Source organism: Pseudomonas sp. H3_D04 (genome assembly GCF_054669175.1).
Map to the genome: position 1 here is coordinate 1913319 of NZ_CP162801.1, position 23561 is coordinate 1936879.

At 59.6% G+C, this 23561-nt stretch carries 19 protein-coding genes and 2 pseudogenes; 8 read left to right on the forward strand and 13 right to left on the reverse strand.

The genetic code is table 11. The annotated features are described in order from the left end of the window. Window positions 1-11 precede the first annotated feature (11 nt). The 4 genes from AB4N91_RS09030 to AB4N91_RS09045 form a co-directional block, all read right to left on the reverse strand. Window positions 12-626: a hypothetical protein gene (locus tag AB4N91_RS09030; protein WP_154913558.1), complete on the reverse strand. Its 615-nt coding sequence runs from the start codon at window positions 624-626 to the stop codon at window positions 12-14. Next, window positions 623-1921, reverse strand: a complete 1299-nt coding sequence (locus AB4N91_RS09035; RefSeq protein ID WP_010455372.1) for a sialidase family protein — start codon at window positions 1919-1921, stop codon at window positions 623-625. The genes AB4N91_RS09030 and AB4N91_RS09035 overlap by 4 nt, the downstream gene beginning before the upstream one ends. A 389-nt stretch (window positions 1922-2310) precedes the next feature. Then, window positions 2311-2883 (reverse strand): hypothetical protein, encoded by a 573-nt coding sequence (locus AB4N91_RS09040; protein ID WP_102616858.1) that lies wholly within the window; start codon window positions 2881-2883, stop codon window positions 2311-2313. A 135-nt stretch (window positions 2884-3018) separates the two neighbouring features. Further along, complete coding sequence (locus AB4N91_RS09045) at window positions 3019-3912, reverse strand: AraC family transcriptional regulator (protein ID WP_083376451.1); 894 nt, start codon at window positions 3910-3912, stop codon at window positions 3019-3021. 152 nt (window positions 3913-4064) lie between these two features. Here AB4N91_RS09045 and AB4N91_RS09050 point away from each other — a divergent pair, with 152 nt between their 5' ends. From AB4N91_RS09050 to AB4N91_RS09065, 4 genes are all read left to right on the forward strand, one after another. Then, window positions 4065-4787 carry a cysteine hydrolase family protein gene (locus AB4N91_RS09050; RefSeq protein ID WP_010455367.1) on the forward strand — a complete coding sequence of 241 codons (723 nt, stop codon included), beginning with the start codon at window positions 4065-4067 and terminating at the stop codon, window positions 4785-4787. Window positions 4788-4912: 125 nt separating this feature from the next. Continuing rightward, entirely contained in the window at window positions 4913-5185 is a 273-nt protein-coding gene (locus AB4N91_RS09055; RefSeq protein ID WP_010455365.1) for a hypothetical protein, read from the forward strand. A gap of 71 nt (window positions 5186-5256) precedes the next feature. Next, window positions 5257-5757, forward strand: coding sequence for a CinA family protein (locus AB4N91_RS09060; protein ID WP_460112654.1), 501 nt, complete (start codon window positions 5257-5259; stop codon window positions 5755-5757). A gap of 392 nt (window positions 5758-6149) precedes the next feature. After that, window positions 6150-6509, forward strand: a complete 360-nt coding sequence (locus AB4N91_RS09065) for a hypothetical protein (protein WP_010455359.1) — start codon at window positions 6150-6152, stop codon at window positions 6507-6509. Window positions 6510-6547: 38 nt separating this feature from the next. Here AB4N91_RS09065 and AB4N91_RS09070 read toward each other — a convergent pair whose 3' ends face one another. Then, entirely contained in the window at window positions 6548-7408 is an 861-nt protein-coding gene (locus tag AB4N91_RS09070; RefSeq protein ID WP_010455357.1) for a CAP domain-containing protein, read from the reverse strand. A 227-nt stretch (window positions 7409-7635) separates the two neighbouring features. Here AB4N91_RS09070 and AB4N91_RS09075 point away from each other — a divergent pair. Together AB4N91_RS09075 and AB4N91_RS09080 are read left to right on the forward strand one after the other, a co-directional pair. Next, window positions 7636-8343 (forward strand): annotated as a pseudogene (locus AB4N91_RS09075) (MCP four helix bundle domain-containing protein); the annotation flags it as partial. Window positions 8344-8652: 309 nt separating this feature from the next. Further along, window positions 8653-9249 (forward strand): annotated as a pseudogene (locus AB4N91_RS09080) (methyl-accepting chemotaxis protein); the annotation flags it as partial. 170 nt (window positions 9250-9419) lie between these two features. Here AB4N91_RS09080 and ilvD read toward each other — a convergent pair. Together ilvD and AB4N91_RS09090 are read right to left on the reverse strand one after the other, a co-directional pair. Further along, window positions 9420-11102: a dihydroxy-acid dehydratase gene (gene ilvD, locus AB4N91_RS09085; protein WP_460112324.1), complete on the reverse strand. Its 1683-nt coding sequence runs from the start codon at window positions 11100-11102 to the stop codon at window positions 9420-9422. Between the two features lie 91 nt (window positions 11103-11193). Next, window positions 11194-12093 carry a LysR family transcriptional regulator gene (locus AB4N91_RS09090; protein WP_427700514.1) on the reverse strand — a complete coding sequence of 300 codons (900 nt, stop codon included), beginning with the start codon at window positions 12091-12093 and terminating at the stop codon, window positions 11194-11196. 129 nt (window positions 12094-12222) lie between these two features. Here AB4N91_RS09090 and AB4N91_RS09095 point away from each other — a divergent pair, with 129 nt between their 5' ends. Further along, a complete protein-coding gene (locus AB4N91_RS09095; RefSeq protein ID WP_460112325.1) occupies window positions 12223-13626 on the forward strand; it encodes an MFS transporter in 1404 nt (467 codons plus the stop codon). A gap of 160 nt (window positions 13627-13786) precedes the next feature. Here AB4N91_RS09095 and AB4N91_RS09100 read toward each other — a convergent pair whose 3' ends face one another. Further along, window positions 13787-14578: a hypothetical protein gene (locus AB4N91_RS09100; protein WP_460112326.1), complete on the reverse strand. Its 792-nt coding sequence runs from the start codon at window positions 14576-14578 to the stop codon at window positions 13787-13789. Window positions 14579-14949: 371 nt separating this feature from the next. Between AB4N91_RS09100 and treS the strand changes: the two genes are divergently transcribed. Beyond that, the gene (gene treS / locus AB4N91_RS09105; RefSeq protein ID WP_200666444.1) at window positions 14950-17016 is read left to right on the forward strand and encodes a maltose alpha-D-glucosyltransferase; all 2067 of its coding nucleotides are present in this window, start codon (window positions 14950-14952) and stop codon (window positions 17014-17016) included. A gap of 27 nt (window positions 17017-17043) precedes the next feature. Here treS and AB4N91_RS09110 read toward each other — a convergent pair whose 3' ends face one another. The 5 genes from AB4N91_RS09110 to AB4N91_RS09130 form a co-directional block, all read right to left on the reverse strand. After that, a complete protein-coding gene (locus AB4N91_RS09110) occupies window positions 17044-18093 on the reverse strand; it encodes an acyltransferase family protein (protein ID WP_172791216.1) in 1050 nt (349 codons plus the stop codon). A 513-nt stretch (window positions 18094-18606) separates the two neighbouring features. Further along, entirely contained in the window at window positions 18607-20079 is a 1473-nt protein-coding gene (locus AB4N91_RS09115) for a family 16 glycosylhydrolase (RefSeq protein WP_460112327.1), read from the reverse strand. Window positions 20080-20084: 5 nt separating this feature from the next. After that, window positions 20085-21140 (reverse strand): UDP-glucose 4-epimerase GalE, encoded by a 1056-nt coding sequence (galE, locus tag AB4N91_RS09120; protein WP_077749473.1) that lies wholly within the window; start codon window positions 21138-21140, stop codon window positions 20085-20087. Window positions 21141-21170: 30 nt separating this feature from the next. Beyond that, window positions 21171-22589, reverse strand: a complete 1419-nt coding sequence (locus tag AB4N91_RS09125) for an oligosaccharide flippase family protein (RefSeq protein ID WP_460112328.1) — start codon at window positions 22587-22589, stop codon at window positions 21171-21173. A 15-nt stretch (window positions 22590-22604) separates the two neighbouring features. After that, entirely contained in the window at window positions 22605-23558 is a 954-nt protein-coding gene (locus AB4N91_RS09130; protein WP_077749471.1) for a glycosyltransferase family 2 protein, read from the reverse strand. Window positions 23559-23561 lie beyond the last annotated feature (3 nt).

Below are 23561 nucleotides of genomic sequence, written 5' to 3' on the forward strand. Positions count from 1 at the left end.
GTCGTTAAATCTCAAACGGATTTGAGTTCGTCGCTCACTGCACCGTGCCGCTTGCTTGAGCGGCGATAGGTCCAGCGCAGGGCAAGCGTCAGCAGTGCCCCGCAGCAATACAGACCCAACAGCGGATCAACCAGGTAATCCCAATAGTTTTGCGAAGGTTTGATCCCGGCGATGAAGGCCAGGGTTGCGCTGGCCAGCATCAAGACGGCCAGGCCATTGCGCAGGTAAAACAGGCCCAGCGTCAGCACTGCGAAGAAAATCAACATGGGGCGCGGGCTGTAGCCTAACCGATAGGGGTCCACATCACTCATGCCCAGAGTGGCCGGGTACAACACCAGGGCCATCGCGGCGAAGAGGATCAATACGCCGGTCCTTCCCCGTGCCGGTGGCAGCATGTCCAGTCGACGCAAGCAGCCCCACGCCATGAACACCAGGGTGGTGATCGCAAGGTCATCAATGTAGCTGCGCAAATACGCGGCCAACGACAAGCCGTCCGGCGAGAAGAAGCTGACGGCCAGCAAGGCGGCCAGCAGTGCGATCCGCCAGTTCCTGGACAAGCCGAACGACGGCAGCAGCAGGAAGATGATCATTGCGAAGCTGAGATGGGCTTGCCACAGGCTGATCATTTGAGGCGCTCGCTAAGCCATGCATCGTTAAAGGTGACGTGCTTGATGAAGGTGTTGTTCCAGGAATAAACCAAGTGATACATACCGTCAGGACTGCGGATGAAATACGGGTATTCGTATTCGAATTCACACCCCTGGGTTTTACAGACACGGTTGTCGAGGTTATCCAGGAACTCCGCTTCCAGTGAATGGCGGCGTGCGCCGCTGGAACCGCGGAATTCTCTGCCGATGATCTCCTTGTAGGCTTCGGGAGAAAATGGCGCGCCCAGTGGATCCGGGGATTTGTCCAGGTCGCGTAATGAGCGCCAATCGTCCATTTTGGCGTCGGTCCCATAGAGGCTCAGCTTGAAGCGCCCCTCCTGCAGGTCGTTGAGCGCCACCAGCAACCCATGTTCGGGTGTTGCGACGGCAGCCAACGAGGAATTCGGATTCGAGGGGTCGAGCGGATAAGGTTCGCTCCAGGTTTGCCCGGCGTCTTCAGTGCGGGTCGCCAGGACACGGTGGTGGGTGTTGCCGGCATAACGCAGCAAGGCGATGCCGCGCTGGCCATCCAGCGGCACCACCGCGGGTTGCAACGAATTCATGCCATGGCTGATGCGGAATTTGTCGATCACATCGCCGTCTGCGCTCAGGTAGAGGTACTCGGCAAACTTGCCCAGGAACTCATGATAGACCGGCAGGCCGATGGAACCGTCGGCATGAAACACCGGTGCCGACCGGACCAGGGTGCTGATGTTCAGAAAGGGCGAGGTGATCAGTTGGCGCGGAGCGGACCAATGTTCACCGAAGTCATCGGACACCATCACATTGACCGCGCTACCGGCCCAGCCACCCATGGACACGGACACGTAGAACAACCACACCCGATTATCCGGCGCGAGCGCCACCACCGGGTTGCCCAGCTTGCGGATGTATTTTCGAGTGCCCTGTTGGGTCGAGTCCCGAGTGGCCAATACCTGTTCAGCACCCCATTCGCCGGTTTTCGAGTCGAACCGGGCGGAGCGCACCTGTACATCGGCTGCGCCTTCGCGGGAGCCAGCAAACCAGACCGTCATCAGACTGCCGTCGGGCAGTGCGGTGACCGCCGAGGAATGCACGAAATCCACCAACCCGGAGGAGGCGAAACGGCTGGTATAGATGGGCTTGGCCACTTTGCCGGCCACTGCCATCACGGGGCTGATCAGGGCAAAGGAAGAGTGCGTATTGGCAGGATTGGTGATCCACGCGGTCGCAAACAGGCAGGACAGTAGAAGGTAAGCACAGAAGGCAGGAAAACTGGGAAGTTTGATGCGCATGACTACGTTGGCATCTCATGGACCGATAAGGCGGCCAAACTAACACTCGTTAGTACACGATCGGGTTTTATGACTGGCTAAATTGTAAGCAGGTATTTGTAGCGGCCAGCCATGTCGTCGCGTTCAGTTTGATTTAGCGCCGGAGACTGTCGGGCCAGAGCGATCGTGGCGGGCTTGAGGTGAATTACGCCGTTGGTCGCAAAGGCTGGGGCGGTAACAGGGACGTCTTCGGAATATGTGCTGTTTGTTCCGGCCTCTTCGCGGGCAAGCCACGCTCCTACGGTTGACCTGCGTCGTTCACACAAGACGTGATCGACCCCTATCTCTGTGGAAGCGTGGTTTGCCCGCCAAGACAGCAGCACAGGCACAAACGCTTTTTCTGCTGAAACCTAGTGCTGTCTGTACGTCTGTAGGGTGAAGGCATTCCCTGCCGGGTCTTTACCCTCAAGCGTTATCTCATTGTCCTTGATCATCAGGATTTTGAGTTCGTCGGAAGCGCCGGACGCTAAGCCGTCGCTAAAGTTTGGCAAGGAGGGCCCGGCAAACTTGGCAACCAGCAAGGGGGAAATGGCTGTGCCGTTGATTACGTAAGACTTGGGAATTGATTTCATGTCAGCCAATGTGAACGAAAGCAGGCTGGAATCGGCCGTCCAGCTGCCGGCTCCGTTTACGCTGTACTCAAGCCGGTAAGGTTTGGCTTCAACGGTTCCGTCCACAAAGACAACGCCATTGACGTTGTACCGTCCGTTGCGGAAGTACTCCGTCATTCCCTTGAATTCGAACGTGCCGTTGGTGATCGGGTAGGTGTAATCGGTCGTCCAGCGACCTATGAAGCGGGGATTGTTGGGGTTGGTTTCGTGAAACGTGGCGTAAATCGTTGCAATGCCGCTTAGAACTGTCACCAGGGCCGCAAGCGCGAACCAGGCTTTAGTGGAGACTTTTTGTATAGCAGTGAAACTCATTGTGATGGATTCCATTCGATTGATTTGTCGTGCGCGGACGTCTTCCATGGGAGGTGGTGATACCGCACCCCGGTGTATTGGCCACCGGGACAGAAGTATAAAACTCAAGGCGCTAGAAGACACAAAAGCGCGAGCTCACGCAGTTTCATTTGCCGCGTCATCCGACCGAACCCGCTGCACGCGCGCGGTCACCCGCGGCACCTCCCCAGCGGCATCACGTTTCAACCATTCAGCCGGTGGACAGCCAATCACGTTGAGAAAAGTACGGGAGAAAGAAGCTTGCGAGCTGTATCCAACCGATGCGGCAACCACTTTGATCTGAACCCCGTCGCGTAGCAGGTCCTGGGCCACTTTCATCCGCCAGGCCGTCACGTAGCCCATTGGTGATGCACCCATGATCTGCGTGAAGTACGCAGAGAATTTCGACCGGGACATGTTCGCCAGGCCAGCAAGTTTCTCGACAGTCCACAGCGCCTCCGGCTCCTGGTGAACACGTTGGAAAACCGCCCCAAGTCGCCCATCCTGAAGCGCATAAAGCAGGCCGCTGGAAATCTTTTGCTCGACGACCGAACGGCGCACCAACACCACGAAAATGTACTCAAGCAACAGGTTGAGCGCTTTGGTTCTGCCGGGGGCCTGATCCTTGAATTCGGCAAGCAGTGAGCCGATCACGGGCGTGATGTTCTGCAGTTCACTGAACGGGAAAACCAGTGTTTCCTTGAGGCCCAGAGGGAAGGGTTGCAGGGCGTTGCGCCCGAACTGGAACGAGGCGCAGATTAGCTCGGCGCCGTGTGCCGAACTGGCGCGCAACTGGTAGCGGCAGCTGCTCGGGCAAAACAACACGCTGGGTTCGGTGATGGAAATCTTCGGCAGGCCGGGTTGCACCATGTCGATCCCGCCTTCACTGATGACATGGATGAACGCCATGCCAGGAGGCTTGTCGAGCACCAGCGTGCCATCGACCCTGCCAGAGAAGAACAGCCTGCCCTGAAGGTTGGTGCGTTCGAAGAATTCGGACAGGATATCCATGATAGAGACGACCGGGTAAAGACTCTGCACGTCCAGGCAAAAGCCGCGCAGGGCAGGGCAATAGGATGAAGTTCTCGCCGATGGTAGACAACGCCCCACCCGGGCGCCATGGCGCAGAGCGATTTTCCTGTTATCGACCGGAGTCCACTGTCATGAGCAACGATTCGAACCGCATCGCCCCCCAGTATGCAGACCCGGCAGAGCCTGCGCTGCCAGATCCCGGCATGAAGCTTGATCTCTCGCGGGCCGCGCTGGTGGTGATCGATCCGCAAATCGACTTCCTCAGCCCCGAAGGCGTGAGCTGGGGCGTGTTTGGAAAAAGCATCGTCGAGCACGATACCGTCAAGCACATCGGCCAGCTGTTTGCGGCCGCCAAGGGCGCGGGCATCACGGTCGCCGTTTCGCCGCACTACTACTATCCATGTGACCACGACTGGCATTTCGGCGGACCGCTTGAGAAGGTCATGCACAGTATCTGCATGTTTGATCGCAAGGGGCCGCTGACCCTCGACGGTTTCGAGAACTCCGGTGCCGACTTCATGCCCGAGTACAAGCCCTACATTCTCGACGGCAAAACCATCATCGCGTCACCGCACAAGGTGTACGGCCCGGAAACCAATGACCTGGCGTTGCAGCTGCGCAAGCACGGCGTGTCGCAAATCATTTTGGCGGGCATGGCGGCGAACCTCTGTGTCGAGTCGCACTTGCGTGAACTGCTGGAGCTTGGCTTCGAAGTGGCCGTGGTTCGGGACGCCACCGCCGGCCCGACGACTCCCGAGGGCGATGGCTACCTGGCAGCGCTGATCAACTATCGCTACATCGCCAATGCGTTGTGGAGTACGGCGCAAACGGTCGAGTTTCTTAACGGGAAATAAGCCATGGCAATGGACTGCGTCTCACCATTGGGGCGCAGCCTTGAAAAACTGCCTTTGGTCGGTGCACCTGAACCGCTTTCACGATGGATTGATCCATTCTGAAAGAACTCTCGGGGGGCGCTGCCATGCACTCGTTTGCCAATCTGCTGACTCCGGCGCAAGAGCAAAAGCTGCGTGCGCTCAACACCTGGCATCTTGTCCTTGAGGACTTGAAGCTGCGCATGGAGTGCCCCGATGCGTATCACGAGGAGCTGATTCGTCAGTCTGACGAGATGGATCGCCTGGGAATCGTGAGCTGGCAGGAATGGCGCGACCTCAGGGTTGAGGCCGATCAAGCGTATCTGCGCGCCATCGCGGGCGAGGATTATCACCGAGCACTAAGGAAGAGGGGCGGTTGATGAGCTTCGCCGGTGCACAGCTGAGGCTGAAGTTTGATTCGGTGTTAAACACGGAAAACGGGTTAAGTGCGATGTCGATCGTTGAAACAGTCGTCGATTATCTGCGTCAACAGTCGTTGCGGCTGACCACCGCAGAATCCTGCACGGCGGGCAGTATCATCACGCTGCTGGCCCAGGTGCCCGGCAGCGGTGAGCTGATTGAAAGCGGCTACGTGGTTTACTCACCCGAGGCCAAGCAACGCTTGCTCGCAGTCAGTGCAATCACTATCGAGACCTTTAATCTCACCAGCTGCGAAGTGGCTCGGGAAATGGCCATCGGCGCGCTGCGTGACAGCCCGGCCAACGTGGCGGTGTCCACGACAGGGCTGCTGGGGCCGGAGGATGTTGATGGTATTCCAGCCGGCACGGTTTGCTTTGCATGGGCCTTCATGGCCGGGCAGGAAATGGCGGTATTCAGCCGCAAGCAGCGATTTTCTGGCAGTCGGGAGTCCGTACTTCAGCAGGCGTCGTTGTATTCTTTGAAAGAATTGCCGACGTTTCATCAGGCCATGCTCAACGGCGAGCGGGGCTAGATGATGAACACTTCGGTTATCCCGTTCGAGTGAATCGGGGTTCGATAGCATGAACAAAACCATCAGCGCTAACGATCTGGGCCCTGTTGGACGACGGGATGCCTCCGGATGTCCTGGTCGCTACCGCCAAGCGCATGGGCGCTCGATCAGAGGATCTGGAAGGGTTGCGGCTGGAGCTGTTGAGGACTGTTCAACAAGGGGAAGATGTACCGGGTTTCGGGTTTTGCCGATCTTGTCGCTTCCATCAGACAGTGGCTGGCGGGGCCTTTTGTGGGCTGACTCAGGAACCCCTGGAGTCCGGCGAAATCGGTTTGATTGGCAGGGAGCATCGATTGCCCCAAGAAGTGAACGATTGACAGCGGTTTAACATTTCGACCATCAAAGGATTCCCCATGGGTTTAAGCAAACGCGATCAAGCACACATCGAGCGTCGCCTGATTGCCACCCTGACTGAGGCGTGTGAAACGGCCAAAGCGCACATCGTCGGCTTTGAATGGCTGACCCACGAAGTCGATTATGAGGAGTTTCCTTCCAGCCTGAGGGTGCTCTGGGTTTTCGACACCCAGGCCAACAAGGATCAGGCGCTGGCGAGCGGGCAGGGCGAACGCATGGTCGAACTGACGGCTACAGCATTAAGCGAAGCGGATGTACACGTCAGATCGGTCGCGGCCCATGTGCAGTTTGATTCTGAAGAACAATGCCAGCGCGCCAATGGCGGCAATTGGCAGCAACGCCTGGCGCGCAAGCGCTAGCCCTGGAGCGAATCGGAAGCGTCAGCGCAGAATCAGGATCACGGCGCACCAAACATCATCGTCCAGTAAACCCCTTCATCACTGCGCGCGTCTGCTGCATACGCCGCGCCCACCTGGGTAAACATCGGGTTCATCAAGTTGGCGCAATGCCCGGGGCTGGCCAGCCAGCCTGCCATTGCCTTGCCCGGTGAGCTCTGCCCGGCGGCGATGTTTTCGCCGATCTGCCGACCTCGGTAACCGGCGGCCCTTGCTCGATCCGCCGGGCCATCACCGTCGGGGTCACGGTGTGCAAAGTAATTGCCATAGGCCATGGCCTTGCTGTGCCCTTGCGCTGCCGCGCCGAGGGCGGGGTTCCAGCTCAGCGGTCGTGCGGCGGGGTAGCGCTGACGACCGCACATCCGTGATTTGGCCCGGGCGGCATTGACCTGCGCCAACAGCCCCTTGCTCGCCGCACGCGAATCACCCACACGGCTATCGAGAACGGGTTGCGCCAGCACGATCTGCCACTCGCTTCGGGCTCGACTGACGCCAATGTCGGCGTACTGGTTATCCAGCAGCGCCCCGCAGTATTCGTCCTGAAACAGGTCAAACGCTTCGTCGGCGTCCTGCGCGCCTACCACACGCAGGGTGCGCACCGTCACCGCCGCATAGCCTGAAGCCTTCAATCGATCGCGCAAACCGCCACCATAGCCAATCGGCAACGCCAGGTTCGACTTCAATGACAGCGGGGCCAAACGTTGGGCCGGGCGCCTGTCGCAACGTTGCGGGTGGGCACGGTAGTCGTTGATGGCTTCCACCAGTTGCCGTTCACCACTGGCATAAGCAGGACTGGCAAACAGAGCAAGCAAAGGCATGAAACAGAGCGAGACAAAACGCAAGGCAAGGCGAGGTTGGCGCATGGGACGGCAGCTCTGATGAGATGACAGCGGCAATGGGAATTCACGGCTCGGCTAAGACTTGCGTTCAGGCACTAGGTTCAGGCGTGAAGGGGGGAAATTTGCGCTGGAGACAGCGGCTGTGACTACCGCATGTCGCAAAACACTGAAAGTCCGGCGTCAGGCATCAAAGAGTGGCGGGCGCCGCCGATAACGTGTTCATAAAAGCGACGTACCGAGAGGGCTACCCCATGTCTATAAAATTACGTTTGTTGCTGCTGATTGGTACGAGCTTGCTCACCGCGCTGATCGTGAGCCTGGTCAGTTACGTGGGAAACACCCGGATGGCCGAAGCGGTGAAGGACAACGAGGTCAGCTTGACCGCGCTGCGCAATCACCTCGAAGCCGACATGATGCACGACGCACTGCGCGCCGATGTGCTGTCCGCGATGGTGGTCGGACTGGGCAAAAGCACCAGCAGCAAAGCCGAGGTGCACAGTTCCATCGAGGAGCATGCGGCGCATTTTCGTGAAGTGCTGGGTGAAAACCTCCAGTTGCCGGTCAACGACACCATCAAGGCGGGCTTGAACAAGGTCAAGCCGAGCCTCGACACCTACATCAGCGCCGCCGAGCGCATTGTCGGTCTGGCGCTGGAAAATCCGGATTCCGCGCAAAAGGAACTCGGCACGTTCAATACCGCGTTCAGCCAACTGGAAGACCAGATGGCAGCCCTCAGCGAGGTGATCGAAACCAGCACCCAACAGACCAGTAAAAACACCGAGCAGGCCATCAGCAGCGCCAACTTCACGCTGGGTATCGTGCTGATCGCCAGCCTGTTGTTACTGCTGATCCAGGGACGCTGGGTGATTTCGAGCATCATGGGGCCGTTGCAGACCGCCAGCCGCATTGCCCAAAGCATCGCCCATGGCAACCTCAGCGAGCCGATTGTCGAACCGACCCACAATGACGAAGCGAGCGCCTTGATCCGCAGCCTGGCGACCATGCAGCGTGACTTGCGCGGCATGATCGAGGTGGTTCGCAGCAATGCGCATGGCGTCAGCGGCATGAGCGTGCAGTTAAGCAGTGGCTGCCATCAGGTCGCCGACAGCAGCCAGCAGCAAAGCGTCGCCGCCAGCACCATGGCCGCTGCCGCCAGTGAAATGACCGCCAGCATCGAGGAAGTCACCCGTCACGCCGAACGTGCGCTGAACATGGCCAACCAGGCCGAGGCATTGGCCAAGGACGGTGGTCGGGTGATTCATCAGGTGGTCAATGACATGGACGGCATTGCGCGTTCGGCGCAGCAGTCAGCCCAGGTGATCCGCACGCTGGACAAGGAGTCCGAGGGAATTTTCAGCATCATTCAGGTGATCAAGGGCATCGCCGATCAAACCAACCTGCTGGCCCTCAACGCCGCCATCGAAGCTGCTCGCGCCGGTGAACAGGGCCGTGGTTTTGCCGTGGTGGCCGACGAAGTCCGCAGTCTCGCAGGACGCACCAGTGCCTCCACGCAGGAAATTGCCAGCATGGTCGCGCGCATCCAGCAAAGCACCCGCGAGGCGGTGACCAGCATGGAGGCGGGCGTTGCGCAGGTCGACAAAGGCATGGCGGTGACCGCCGACGTCGAGCGCGCGATCCGCGAAATTCTTGAAGCCACGCTCAATACCACTGAGCTGGTGAATGACATCACTCGCACGATCGGCGAGCAGAGCCTGGCCAGTAACGAAATTGCCCAACAGGTGGACATGATTGCCGGGATGTCGGAGGGTAACAGCAAGATTATTGGTCAGACGGCTTCGACGACTGATGAGCTGTCGACCTTGGCGGGCAAGCTGTCGCAGTCGGTGGATCGGTTTCGGCTTTGAGGCTTGTGCGCTGATCCATTGATTCTTGGTGATATTGAAGGCCTCTTCGCGAACAGGCCCGCTCTTGCATGGGGTCTGCTTCGAACACAGATCCTGTGTTCAATGAAGATCCCATGCAAGAGCGAGCCTGCTCGCGAATGCGCCAGATCAGACAGCGCAGAACCTATCCCTTAAAGATATTTATCCGTCACCGCGCCCTCCGAAGCACTGGACACAGTCTTCGCATACTTGGCCAACACCCCGCGTTTGTATTTGGATTCCGGCCGCACCCAACGGGTCTTGCGCTCGGCCAATTCCGCGTCTGAAACATCCACCGTAATCTGCCGGGTCTCAGCATCGATGGTGATCCTGTCGCCGTCTTCAATCAGCGCAATCGGCCCGCCGTCAAAGGCTTCCGGCGTGATATGCCCCACCACAAAACCATGGGAGCCACCGGAGAAGCGGCCGTCGGTGATCAGCGCGACATCCTTGCCCAGCCCTTTGCCCATGACTGCCGACGTCGGCGAGAGCATTTCGCGCATGCCCGGCCCGCCCTTGGGTCCTTCATAGCGAATGACGATGACGTCGCCGGCCTGGACTTCGCCATTGAGAATCCCGGCCAACGCGCCTTCTTCACCGTGATACACGCGCGCCGTGCCTTCAAAGCGCAAACCTTCCTTGCCAGTGATCTTGGCCACAGCGCCCGTCGGCGAGAGGTTGCCGCGCAGCACCACCAGATGAGAGTCCTTTTTGACCGGCTGATCGAACGGCAGAATCACGTCCTGGCCTTCGGGATAGTCGGGCACGTTTTCCAGGTTCTCGGCCAGGGTCTTGCCGGTCACCGTCAACACATCGCCGTGCAGCATGCCGGCCGCGAGCATGCGTTTCATCAGCGGCTGGATGCCGCCGATGGCCACCAGCTCGCTCATCATGTAGTTGCCGCTGGGACGCAGGTCGGCCACGACCGGGGAGATCTTGCCCAGCTCGACAAAATCATCCAGCGTCAGTTCGACATCCACGGCATGCGCCATGGCTAAAAGGTGCAGCACGGCATTGGTCGAGCCGGCGAGGGCGATCACCACGCGGATGGCGTTCTCGAATGCCTTGCGGGTCATGATATCGCGCGGTTTGAGGTCCAGCTTGAGCAGCTCCATGACCTGCTGGCCGGCGCGGAAACTGTCCGAGGCTTTATCGCTGCCGACGGCGTCCTGGGAGCTGGAACCGGGCAGGCTCATGCCCAAAGCCTCAATGGCCGAGGCCATGGTGTTGGCCGTGTACATGCCGCCGCAGGAGCCGGGGCCGGGGATCGCCACTTCCTCGATCTGCTTGACCTGAATCTCGTTGATGTCACCCCGGGCGTGCTGACCCACGGCCTCGAACACGGAAATGATGTCGGTGTGGCCAGCGCCCGGGCGGATGGTGCCACCATAGACGAAGATCGACGGGCGATTCAGCCGCGCCATCCCGATCAGGCACCCCGGCATGTTCTTGTCGCAACCGCCCACGGTCACCAATCCGTCGAAGCCTTCGCAACCGGCCACCACTTCGATGGAATCGGCGATCACTTCCCGCGACACCAGCGAATACTTCATGCCTTCGGTGCCGTTGGCGATGCCGTCGGAAATGGTGATGGTGTTGAAAATGACGCCCTTGGCGCCCGCGGCATTCGCGCCTTTTTCGGCCTCGATGGCCAGCTTGTCGATGTGCATGTTGCACGGCGTGACCATCGCCCACGTCGAGGCGATGCCGATCTGCGGTTTCTTGAAGTCTTCATCCGTGAAGCCCACGGCCCGCAGCATGGAACGGCCGGGCGCGCGCTCCACGCCGTCGACCACTTGAGAGGAGTACTTACGCAAATTGTCTTTGTCGCTCATGACGTTCCCTTCTATCCAGATCGCTGGCCCGACCGGTGTGGCCCGAAGCAACGCATAGAGTCTAGACCCGGCGGCGACAAAAATCAGTTTGCTAATCCAGCGATCCCGCACACACCGCCCGAAGACATCCGCGCAACCACTGGTGCGCGGCATCGGCGTCCATTCGCGGGTGCCAGAGCATTGAAATGGTGATCACTGGCGTGGCGACCGGAAGGGGAAAACTGTGGAGGCCGGCGCGCAGCGTGTGGGTGTGGCGTTCGGGCACCGTCGCGATCAGGTCCGAGGCCCGGGCCAACGCCAGGGCCGCGGAAAAACCGCCGACGATGGTGACGATCTCACGGGTCAGTCCAAGCGTGTCCAACGCATCATCCATTGGCCCTTGGTCCCGTCCGCGCCGCGAGACCAGGACATGCCGGCCGGCCGCATACCGGGCGGGCGTGATCTTGCCCTTGCTCAGTGGATGCCCCGGCCGTACCACGCCGATGAAACGGTCCTGGTACAACGCGCGAGTACGCACTTCCGGGCTGGTGGTGTCCGCCACAACGCCGGTTTCCAGATCGACCGTGCCGTTCCGCAGCAGGGTGCTGTCCTGGTTCAGTTTCTGCAAAAAGTGCAGCCGTACCCCCGGTGCTTCCTCGCTGAGGCGAGCAATCAACGCCGGCCCGAAGTTTTCTACAAAGCCGTCGCTGGTGCGCAGGGTGAAGGTTCGTACCAAGTGCTTGAGGTCGAGCTGCTCGGCGGGGCGCAGTACCGCTTCGGCGTGCTGCACCAGTTGGCTGACGTGTTCGCGCAGTTCCAGTGCCCGGGGTGTCGGCACCAGGCCGCGTCCGGCGCGGACCAGCAGGGGATCGCCGGTGGTTTCACGCAGTCGCGCCAGCGCCCGGCTCATGGCCGACGGGCTCAGCCGCAGTCGTTGGGCGGCACGCGCCACACTGCCTTCTGTGAGCAGCGCGTCGAGGGTAATCAACAGGTTCAGGTCGGGAGTCGTCATGCTTTAACGTTAGCACGGCCGGATGGTGACATGGCGTCGTATGCAGGTATCAAGTGCAAACGGTGCGTCTTCCGCCTTGTCAGGCGCCGGCATACGCTGAAGGTCTACAGTTCACAAGTGAGCCCTACCATGAAACTTATCGCATCCTCCGGTTCGGTCCGCTGGGCGTTGGCCAGTCTCTCGCTGTCGATGCTGATGCCTTCGCTCGACACCAGCATCGCCAATGCAGGCTTGCCCACCTTGTCCCAGGCACTGGACGCTTCATTCCAGCAAGTGCAGTGGATCGTCCTGGCCTATCTGCTCGCGATAACCACCTTGATCGTCAGTGTTGGACGTTTGGGCGACATCGTCGGTCGTCGCCGCTTGATGCTGGCCGGTATTGCCATTTTTACGTTGGCTTCGCTGGCGTGCGGCCTGGCGCCGTCGCTGGGGTGGCTGGTCGCCGCCCGGGCCGTGCAAGGTCTGGGCGCCGCGATCATGTTGGCGCTCACCGTGGCGTTGGTCGGTGAGACGGTGCCCAAGGCGCAGACCGGCAGCGCCATGGGATTGCTCGGCACGGTGTCGGCGATCGGCACGACGCTGGGGCCGTCGCTCGGCGGCGTGTTGATTTCCGGCTTCGGCTGGCAGGCGATTTTTCTGGTCAACCTGCCGCTGGGTGTTTTGAACGTTGTGCTCGCCTATCGTTATTTGCCCGCCGATCGCCAAGCGCCGAAGGTTCAGCGCGGCGCATTCGATCTGCTCGGCACGCTGGTGCTGGCCCTGACGCTCGGTGCGTATGCGCTGGCCATGACATGGGGCGAAGGCGATTGGGGGGCGCTGAACCTTGCGTTATTGCTCATCGCTGTTGCCGGGGCAGGCGTTTTCCTGTTCGTCGAGGCGACAGCTGCATCGCCTCTGATCAAACTGGCGCTGTTGCGTGATCGGGGATTGAGGACGAGCCTGGCCATGAGCATGCTCGTCTCGACGGTGATGATGGCGACGCTGGTGGTCGGGCCGTTTTATCTCTCGGGCGCACTCGGTTTGAATGCTGCGTTGGTCGGGCTCGCGTTGTCCGTCGGCCCGCTGGTGGCTGCATTGGCTGGCGTCCCAGCAGGTCGCCTGGTGGATCGTTTAGGCGCCCGGCGCATGACGGTGGCGGGGCTCGTCGCGATGGCGCTCGGCGCGTGCGTGTTGTCGCTGATCCCGGCGCGTGTCGGCATCATCGGCTACCTCGCGCCGATTGCAGTGATGACTGCCAGTTATGCGCTGTTCCAGGCGGCCAACAACACGTTGATCATGACCGATGTGAGCCAGGATCAGCGCGGCGTCATTGCCGGACTGTTGAGCCTGTCACGCAATCTCGGCCTCATCACCGGCGCCTCGGTCATGGGCGCGGTGTTTGCGCTGGCGTCCTCGACGCCCGACATCACCCATGCAGCCCCGGAAGCGGTCGCCCACGGCATGGCGATCACCTTTGCGGTCGCGGCGGGGCTGATTGGCCTGGCGTTCGCCATTGCGTTGCCCGCGCTGAAAAGAGAACCCGTGGTGGCGTAACGCAGAAGAAAAAAACGCCCGCCAAAAAAACGGGTTGGCGGGCGTTTGGAAAGCGTTATTCAGGAACTGAAAAAGCCCCTTGTAGACGTCTTGCTGTTCACCTGAGCGTGGAGCTTTTGTGGTGAGGGGCTTTGTTGTCGAGCATTGAATGGGTGCTCGATCAGCGGCAGGCGTAGCAGAAGTCCGAGTTCGTGTCGGAACCGAAGTCAAAGCCACCGTCGGCAACACGGTTCTGCATCAAACGATCAGACCCGCCTTCCGCTACACGCGTACCGCGCATATTGCTGTTGGCACCGTAGGCAAGGCTGTTCTGCTTCAGATGATCGGAGCCATCCGATGCCAGTTGCCGTTCTCTCAAGCGATCAGCGCCGCCTTCGGCAAGGCTGTTCTGCTTGAGGTGGTCGGAGCCGTCGGATGCCAGCTGCCGTTCTCTCAAGCGATCAGCGCCGCCTTCGGCGAGGCTGTTCTGCTTGAGGTGGTCGGAGCCGTCGGATGCCAGCTGCCGTTCTCTCAAGCGATCAGCGCCGCCTTCGGCAAGGCTGTTCTGCTTGAGGTGGTCGGAGCCGTCGGATGCCAGCTGCCGTTCTCTCAAGCGATCAGCGCCGCCTTCGGCAAGGCTGTTCTGCTTGAGGTGGTCGGAACCGTCGGATGCCAGTTGCCGTTCTTTCAAGCGGTCAGCACCGCCCTCGGCAAGGCTGTTCTGCTTGAGGTGGTCGGAGCCGTCCGATGCCAGTTGCCGCTCTTTCAAGCGGTCAGCACCACCCTCGGCAAGGTGTTGGTCAGCGGGTTTATCAGCGGCGTGTTGGACCAAAGGGGCCGTTGCATCCCGATCTCCGCCTGCCCGGCTGCCGCCGGCAGCGCCAGCGTGTGGTTCGGCGGCGTGGGTCATCGCCGATATCAAGCCGGTGGTGGCAAGGAGGGCGATGCCCAATACAACGTTTGGCGTTTTCATCCTGTTTTCCTATTTGATCAGGGGAGGTTCAAACACCAAGAGGCTTTGCATGAGTCCGGCGATCCGACGTCAGCGTCGAATTGACTTGAGCCTGGACGTTTTTGGGTCCGGTCAAGCCTTGGCATTTGACGTCTGTATCTTAAACAGAGGCGAAATTACGTCACTTATGCCTAGGTTGCTTCGAAGGGATATATAGGTGTTAAGGATTCACCCACAGGTATGACTTGCAACAGCAAGCGGATTCTGAATCGTCACCGCGTGATGCAACGAATGCCGGCCCAGGGCCTCATATGAAAAGGACGGGTCCATCGGTGCAGGTACGCATGGGATGGCCACGCGCACTTTTTCCCCGACAACAGGTGATTGCTTTTATGACCGCGGCTGACAAAAACCATGTGACCTGGCTGGTTGAACAATCGATGCTGCATGCCGCCAGGCAGCGGGCCAAGCTCTATTCGGGGCAAGGTCGACTGTGGCAACAGCCTTACGCCCATACCCGGCCCCGTGATGCTTCCGCCTTGGCCTCGGTGTGGTTCACCGCCTACCCGGCGTCCATCGTCACCCGCGAAGACGGCAGCGTGCTGGAAGCCCTGGGCGATGAAACCTTATGGCATGCCCTCTCGAAAATCGGCATCCAGGGTATTCACAACGGGCCGCTGAAAATGTCGGGCGGCCTGACAGGCACCCAACGCACGCCGACCATTGACGGCAATTTTGACCGCGTCAGTTTCGAGATCGACCCGGAACTGGGCACCGAGGCGCAGCTCCAGGCGCTGGTGCGCATGGCCGCCGCGCACAATGCGGTGATCATCGATGACGTGATCCCTTCGCACACCGGCAAAGGCGCAGACTTCCGCCTGGCCGAGATGGCCTATGAAGACTATCCGGGCCTCTACCACATGGTCGAAATCCGCGAAGAGGACTGGCCGTTGCTGCCGGACATCGCCGATGGCCGTGATGCACAAAATCTCAGTCCGCTGCAGGTCGACGTGCTCCGGGACAAGCACTACATCGTCGGCCAGTTGCAACGGGTGATTTTCTTCGAACCCGGGGTCAAGGAGACCGACTGGAGCGCGACGCCAATCGTGATCGGCGTCGATGGCAAGCCGCGACGCTGGGTCTATCTGCATTACTTCAAGGAAGGGCAGCCGTCGTTGAACTGGCTGGACCCGACCTTCGCCGCGCAGCAGATGATCATCGGCGATGCGCTGCACGCCATTGACGTCATGGGCGCGAAAATCCTGCGCCTGGACGCCAACGGATTCCTCGGCGTGGAGCGCAAGCTCGACGGCACAGCCTGGTCTGAAAGCCATCCGTTATCGATCACCGGTAACCAGCTGCTGGCCGGGGCGATCCGCAAGGCCGGCGGTTTCAGTTTCCAGGAGCTCAACCTGACCGTCGACGACATCGCCAACATGTCCCATGGCGGCGCCGACCTTTCCTATGACTTCATCACCCGACCGGCCTACCAGCACGCGTTGCTGATGGGCGACACCGAGTTCCTGCGCTTGATGCTGCGGCAGATGCACACCCTCGGCATCGACCCGGGATCGCTGATCCATGCCTTGCAAAACCACGACGAGCTGACCCTGGAGCTGGTGCATTTCTGGACGCTGCACGCCCATGACACCTACCTCTACCAAGGCCAGACCTTCCCGGGCAACATCCTGCGTGAACACATTCGCGAGCAGATGTACGAACGTCTGGCGGGCGAGCACGCGCCCTACAACCTGAAATTTGTCACCAACGGCGTGTCTTGCACCACCGCCAGCATCATCACGGCAGCGCTGGGGATTCGTGATCTCGACGCGATCACCGAGGCGGACATCCAACAGATTCGCCAGGTGCATTTGCTGTTGGTGATGTACAACGCCATGCAACCGGGCGTGTTTGCGCTGTCCGGCTGGGACCTGGTCGGCGCGCTGCCGTTGCCGGCGGAACAGGTTGAGCATTTGATGGGTGACGGCGACACGCGCTGGATTCATCGTGGCGCCTACGACCTGGTGGACCTCAATCCGGACGCACCGCTGTCCGCAGGGCAAATGCCACGGCCGAAAACTTTGTACGGCAGCCTGCCCAGCCAGTTGAAGGACTCCGATTCGTTCGTCTCGCAACTCAAGAGGATCCTCGCCGCGCGCCGCGCTTACGATATCGCCGCCAGTCGGCAGATCCTGATTCCCGATGTCCAGCATCCGGGCCTGCTGGTCATGGTCCACGAATTGCCGGCCGGTAAAGGCACGCAAATCACTGCGCTGAACTTCGGCTCGACGCCGATCACCGAAACCTTGCACCTGCCCAATATTGCGCCGGGCCCGGTGGTCGACATCATCAACGAGCGAGTCGAAGGTGATCTCACGCCTGAGGGTGATTTCACCATTACGCTGGATGCCTACGAAGGGTTGGCACTGCGCGTCGTGAGCACTTCGCCGATGATTTGAGGGCGTTGGTTGGCGCCCAGGTGGGCGCTAATCAGCTTCGACACGCTTGAAGGACAATGAAAGGATTTTCTTGATCTGCCTGGCCATGGGCGTTTCTATCTTTTTGTGGATGATGTAAGACGCACTGATCATCAAGGCGATGGTGCCCCACAGTAGTACGTGCGGGTTCATCGCCGGATAGGCAAGGTTAAAGATCATAAAGCCGATCATTTGATGGAGCAGGTAAAGGGGATAAGTGAGCGCGCCTAATGCCGTCCAGTTCAATGCACCGATAGCTGCCGTTTTATTCGTTGCGATCAAAAGAAAGGTCATGAAGAACAGGGTAACCATGCCGCATACGATCAGAAGATCGAATTCGGTTAAATATTTTGATTCGAGCAGTTGGGCCCAGGCAATGGCGGTGTAGTTGGCCAATGCCAATGACCCTGCCAACAGGAGCACCCGTGTCGTTGTGAATCCCTTGGCCCAGATAATGTAGAACGTCGAACCCGCGATGAAATAGGCCGCGTAATCGGTAATTAATATCGAGCGCAGCTTTTCAAAAGCCAGGACTTCTGCGGTGGCGGAGACCAACAGCCACAGTACGAGGAAGGTCTCTATTTTTTCTATTTTCTTGAAGCCCAACAGAATGGAGATCATCAGGTAGAACTTTATTTCGACAAACAGCGACCAGTAGACCCCGTCAATCGGTGGCACACCCATCAAGTCGCCAAGGAATGTCATGTTAATCATGTATTGGTAAATATCAGCCGTGAATCTTGGCCGGCCGATGGCAAGCGTGATCAGGAAAGTCAGGGTGCAGCACACCCAGAAAGCAGGGCAGAGACGAACGACACGGGATATAAAAAATGCCCTGAGGTTATTGCCCGAAGCGGTCATCAGAATGACGAATCCGCTGATCATGAAAAACAGTTCGACGCCCAGATAACCGTATTTGGCAGGCTCGGCCAACAACGGGTAGGGCATTACTGACATGTCGCCTTTTGCATACCCCCGAAAAGCATAGTGAAAAAACACGACTGCGATTGCCGCGAGGAAGCGCAGCAAGTCCAGTTCTTTCAGCCGGCCTTTGATCATGTCTATGCGCTCCAGACGTGTTAGCGCTGAATGGAAACTGACCACGTTGCCGATTGAAATTTGACCCGGGCTGAACGCTATAGCAGCAGTAGCGCTTCGTGGAGTTCTATTGAAGGTGTCATGCCTTCTTCTTTGCGTCGGCTGTCGAGCCAACGTCTGGTTTTGTCTATATCGAAGATCTGGCCCTGATCCATCAAGTTCAAAAGGAGCTCATCGGACACCCGATAGCGCCCGCAGTCCGGGCAATCCCTTTCCTCCCACGGGCCCTGACACTGAATGCGTTCCGCCACGCCGACACAGATAAGGCAATTCATCGTGATCATCCATTTTTGTTATTTAACCGTCGCCGTGAGCCGGTTGAGACGCCCGGTACGGGAATCGTCGGTGGCACGGAGGAGGCTGGAACGCGGTCGACCCCTGCGGTCGAAAGAAAGTTCAGGGCGGTGGCGCTGTCAGGATAAACAGGTCGTATCTATCACCTGAGCCGACGTCAGCCAGGCGACGGTTGAATGGCTATCGACGCCGTTGCCACACCTTGACGTAGTCGACGCGGAAGGTAGAGGGAAGGTCAGCATCGTCGACCACGCCGAACCACTGCCACATGGCCTCACTGTCAAACACAACCTGCATCGGGAAGAAGAAATGGTTGTTTTTCGATTCCCTGACCAGCACGCCATCGACGTACCAACGCAGGGTGTCGGGCTGCCAGTCGAAGCCGTAGACATGGAAGGTATCCGCCAGGCGCCAGGGACTGATCCAGACGCTGCCGTCGGCGATATGCTCGGTGCTATGCGGCGTGGCCCACAGGTGGGCGTTCATGTTGTACGAACGGTCTAACGCTGCGTTTTTCGTCTTACCGCCGATTTCGAAGATGTCGATCTCGGTGGCGTTGTCCGCCATGCCCGTCCACGCGAGCCAGAAGGCGCTGGAACCGGCCGAGTTCATGGGTTTGGCGCGTGCCTCGTAATACCCGTAGAACCCGCGCTCGTTGGTCCGGACCATCGCTGAGGTGTAGTCCTTGAAACCGAGTTGTACGTATTTCTGCGGCAGGGTTTCCTTGCGAAAAACAATGTTCAGGTTGCCATTGTGGACGCTGGCATTGGCCGGGGTGAAAAGTGCCGGTTTGCGTCCGAGCGACTCGTTCCCTATGGCGTTGTTGACGTGCCAGCGTTCGAGATCGAGGGTGGTGCCATTGAAGTCGTCGGACAGTTTCGTGTCGAGCACCCACTGGCCGGCATTGACCTGATCGGACAGCGGCAGGTTGGCGTTGGTCTGGGCCGGCAATCGGCCCAGCGGTCCGACACGGGTCCAGGTATCGGCCTGTTTGGGAATGGCAACTGACCATTTATCCGCCAGGTACTGAAATGCGCGCTGGCGTTCTGCGAGGGAGGCAAACGCACGGTCGTACACCAACACTTCCGCGATGTCGCCGCGAAAGTTGTCGGCATTGCCGACCACATTGCGCCCGACGGCATACGGACCAATCGGCACATCGTAAAGCTCCAGGACGGAGACGGTCGGCACATACGCGGTGGTCTGTTGCAGGCTGATGGCGAAGTTCGGCAACACGTTATCGTTGTGGGCGGTTTGTGGGCGTGAGCTGAACAACCGTTGCCAGGGATCGGCCTCGGCTTGCTCGGGCAATCGACGGGACACAATCAATACCGTCACAGGGCCTTTGGCGCTGCGAATGGTTTTACCTACAAACGCCGACACGCCACTGAAGCGCACGACCGAATGACCATTCAGGGCGTTTGCCATCCGCTGTGGCTGCGAGGCGGCATCGTCCACTGTGGCGTGATGGGACTCGCCGGATTTGTCGCTCCAGTGCTGGACACGGTTCTGCGCATCCAGGGTCATTGATGATGCATCGGCCGCATCCAGCCACAGCACGAGCCCGGTGGTGGGTACACCGGGGGGCGCTTGTGCGGCGTTGCAAACCATCGACACCGACAGCAGCAGGGCCAGCACAGAGGCATTAAACATCGGCTTCACTTCACGGCACTCAGCACTGGCGTTTCGAATGAAGACTGATACCCCTGCGGATTACACGACTGCCACCGCCAGGTATCGATAATCATCTGTTGAAGATCGCGCTGCGCGGTCCAGCCCAGTTCCCGCCCGGCCTTGCTGGGATCGGCCCAGCATTTGGCGATGTCACCTTCGCGTCGCGGTGCGAAACGGTAGGGAATGGTGATGCCAGTGATGTCCTCGAAACTCTGGATGATCTGCAGCACGCTGTAGCCAATGCCAGTGCCCAGGTTCCAGAAATTGATGCCGCTGTGGTGGTGCAACACCTCAAGCGCCTTGAGGTGGCCGATGGCAAGGTCGACCACGTGGATGTAGTCGCGCACGCACGTCCCGTCCACGGTTGGGTAGTCGCACCCGTACACCGTGAGTTCGGGCATTCGTCCGATCGCCACCTGCGTCAGGCAGGGCAACAGATTGTTGGGTCGGCCTCTGGGATCTTCGCCGATCATCCCGCTTTCGTGCGCGCCAATCGGATTGAAGTAGCGCAATAACCCGATGCTCCAGCGCGGATCGGAGTGGCACAGATCGGTGAGCAACTCCTCGATCATGAGCTTGGTGCGTCCATAGGGATTGACCGGCTTGCCGGTGCCGAAATCTTCGGCAATCGGCGTGCGTGTGGGCTCGCCGTACACCGTGGCCGATGAGCTGAACACTAGCTGGAACACGTTATTGCGCGCCATCGCCCGGCACAGGTTGAGCGTGCCGGCGACATTGTTGGCGTAGTAGTCCAGTGGTTTGCGCACGCTTTCTTCTACGGATTTGAGGCTGGCAAAGTGCACCACGGCATCAATGTCGTAGCGGCTGAAGATATCGTCGAGCAGGATGGGGTCGCGAATATCGCCATTGACGAAATCGACACGGGTGTGGGTCAGCAACTCAAGACGCCCGATGCACTCTCGACAGCTGTTACACAGGTTGTCGAGCACCAGCACATTGTGCCCGGCGTTGATGAGCGCCAACGCGGTATGGGAACCGATGTAGCCGGCCCCGCCAGTAATCAACGTAGTTTTGCGCATGGTGAGGTCTTCCTGTCTCAGGGATTGAATTCAGCGGGCGGTGAAAACCGATTTGAATTCTTGCGGCCAGCGCGGGTGCATGACGCTATACGCCACGGCATAGCTCAGCGCGCCAACCACGATGTTGCAGAACAGGTGCAGATAGCCGTGCAAACCCAGCTGCGGTGAAACAGACAGGACGGTTGCGGCCATGACGACCGAAGCAATCACGCTGCGGTAATTGGAGTCGAAGAACCGCTGCCAGCCGTAACCGATGGCTGCGATGAGCCCACGGATTTGCAGCGGCGTGATGATCAGCATCCGCGCCAGCAGAGCAAGGGCAGCGGCCATGCCGCCACACAGGTTGCCGAGGGTGTAGACCAGCGCCAGCGCGAGAACGGTGGTTGCCACTTCAGCCTTGATCGTGAGGTGGCTGCGGTTGACTGCCACAAGTGCCGTCGTGGCGTACATGGCGGTGTTGCCAATGGCCGCCGTGCAGGCCAGCACTTGCAGCAGGGGAATGGCGTCGGTCCACTTGGCGCCGAATATCAACGGGATGAGGTCGTTTGCCGTGAGCGCGATGCCAATGAACAGGGGCGTCAACAGAAAGCCGCTGACGGCGGTGGAATCGCCAATGATTCCCAGGAGCCGCGACGGCTCCGCGCTACGCCGGGCGAATGCCGGCAGCGCATAGCTCAACAGACCGTTGTAAATCGCAGTGCGCGGCAGCTCGATGATACGCATGGCCATGTTGAACATTCCGACCGCGTTGACGCCGGCCGTCATCCCGAGCACCACGTTGACCCCGCGCTGAAGTGTTTGTGAGCTCAGTGCGTTGATGGCAACCGGTGCGCCGGACTTCAACAGTTCGCGCAAGACCGGACCATCGATATGGAAGGCAATGCGGCGCCGGTCTCCGAGCATCAACACGATGATGGATACCAGTTCCATGATCACCGCTTGGGCAATTACCGCCCATGCCCCCATACCCCAGAGTGCGACAGCAATGCCGGCAACACCGCCAAACACCTTGCCCAGTAACGTGCGTGACGCCAGCATCTTGAAGTTGCCGTTGCGGCGCATCTGCGCCACGTAGACGCGCGCCATCATGGTGAACAGGATTTTCACCGAGGCCACCGCCGTCATCCATTGCAGCACCGGGTCGGGCGTGTACAGCATCACTGCGCCCGAGATGACGACGATGGACACCAGGCTGACGAGCACCGCCGCCCAGAAGGCCGTGGTGATGTGTTTGTCCTCCAGCCGTTCGAGTCGTACCAGCGGGTCTTCCAGAACCGATGAGTACACCAGGCCGATCAACTCGACGATGGCAATGATGACCGTGCCCACACCCAGTTCTGCCGGCGACAGCAGCCTGGCATACACGACAAACGTAATCATGGACAGGAAGATCAGGCCGAATTTCTCGGTGAAGATCCACCCTAGGGTAATGAGGCGATGATTGGCCATGGGTGTGGGACCGGTTCAATGAGCGGTGGTTGACGCCGTTGCCTTGCGCAAGGTTCTGGCGCGGGCATAGAGGTAGCGCAAGGTCGGTTTGCCGTTGGCGAAGATCAGTGCTTGCCAGGAGCACTCAAGCATTCGCCGGTACACGTCGAGCACCTCGGCATGCTCGTCGCGTCGGGAAAAGGCATTGAGAAAATCTGTGTGGTTGCCCAGCACGAAATCGATCCGTTGCTGCTTGCTGAGCTGCGCGCCATAGCGGGCCAGGTACACCTCGATGAACCGGATCTTGTTCTGGTAATACTTCTTCGGCTGCGCGGTCATGTTGCCGCCGTTGACCGTGCGCTCCAGCAGCACCTGCGGCACCGTGTGGATCTCCCAGTGTTCGGCAATCCGGGTCCACATGTAGCGGTCTTCGGAGTAACGCAGGCTGGCATCGAAGCCGCCGAGTTGCATGATCACCTCGCGCTTGACCAGCGCGGTGGAGACGCCATTGACGACGTTGGCGTGGATGAAATCGTAGAAATGCCGGCCGTTCTTGCGCCGGTTGTCCAGTTGCCGCCGGCCGTCGCTGTAATTGACCTGCGTGTAGCAGTCGATCAGCCCCACCGACCGTCCCTGACGAGTGAGTTCGTCATACAGGGCCAGTTGCAGCTCCAGCTTTTGTGGACGAAATTGGTCATCGGCATCGAGCATCGCCACAAACGTCTCTTCCGAGTGCCGCAATCCGTGGTTGCGGGCGCTGGCCTGGCCTTCGTTGGCTTGCTGCAACAGCGTCAGGCGAAACGGCGCCACGAAGTCTTTGACCCGTTGGGGGCCGTCATCGGTGGAGCCATCGTCGACGACGATCACGTGATCGGGCAGCCGGGTTTGCTCGACCAGGGACGTCAGCGTTTGCTCGATGCTGCCGGCGCCGTTGTACATCGGGATTACGACGCACACTGAATGCGCTAGAGGGGAGGTTTGGTCTGACACGGG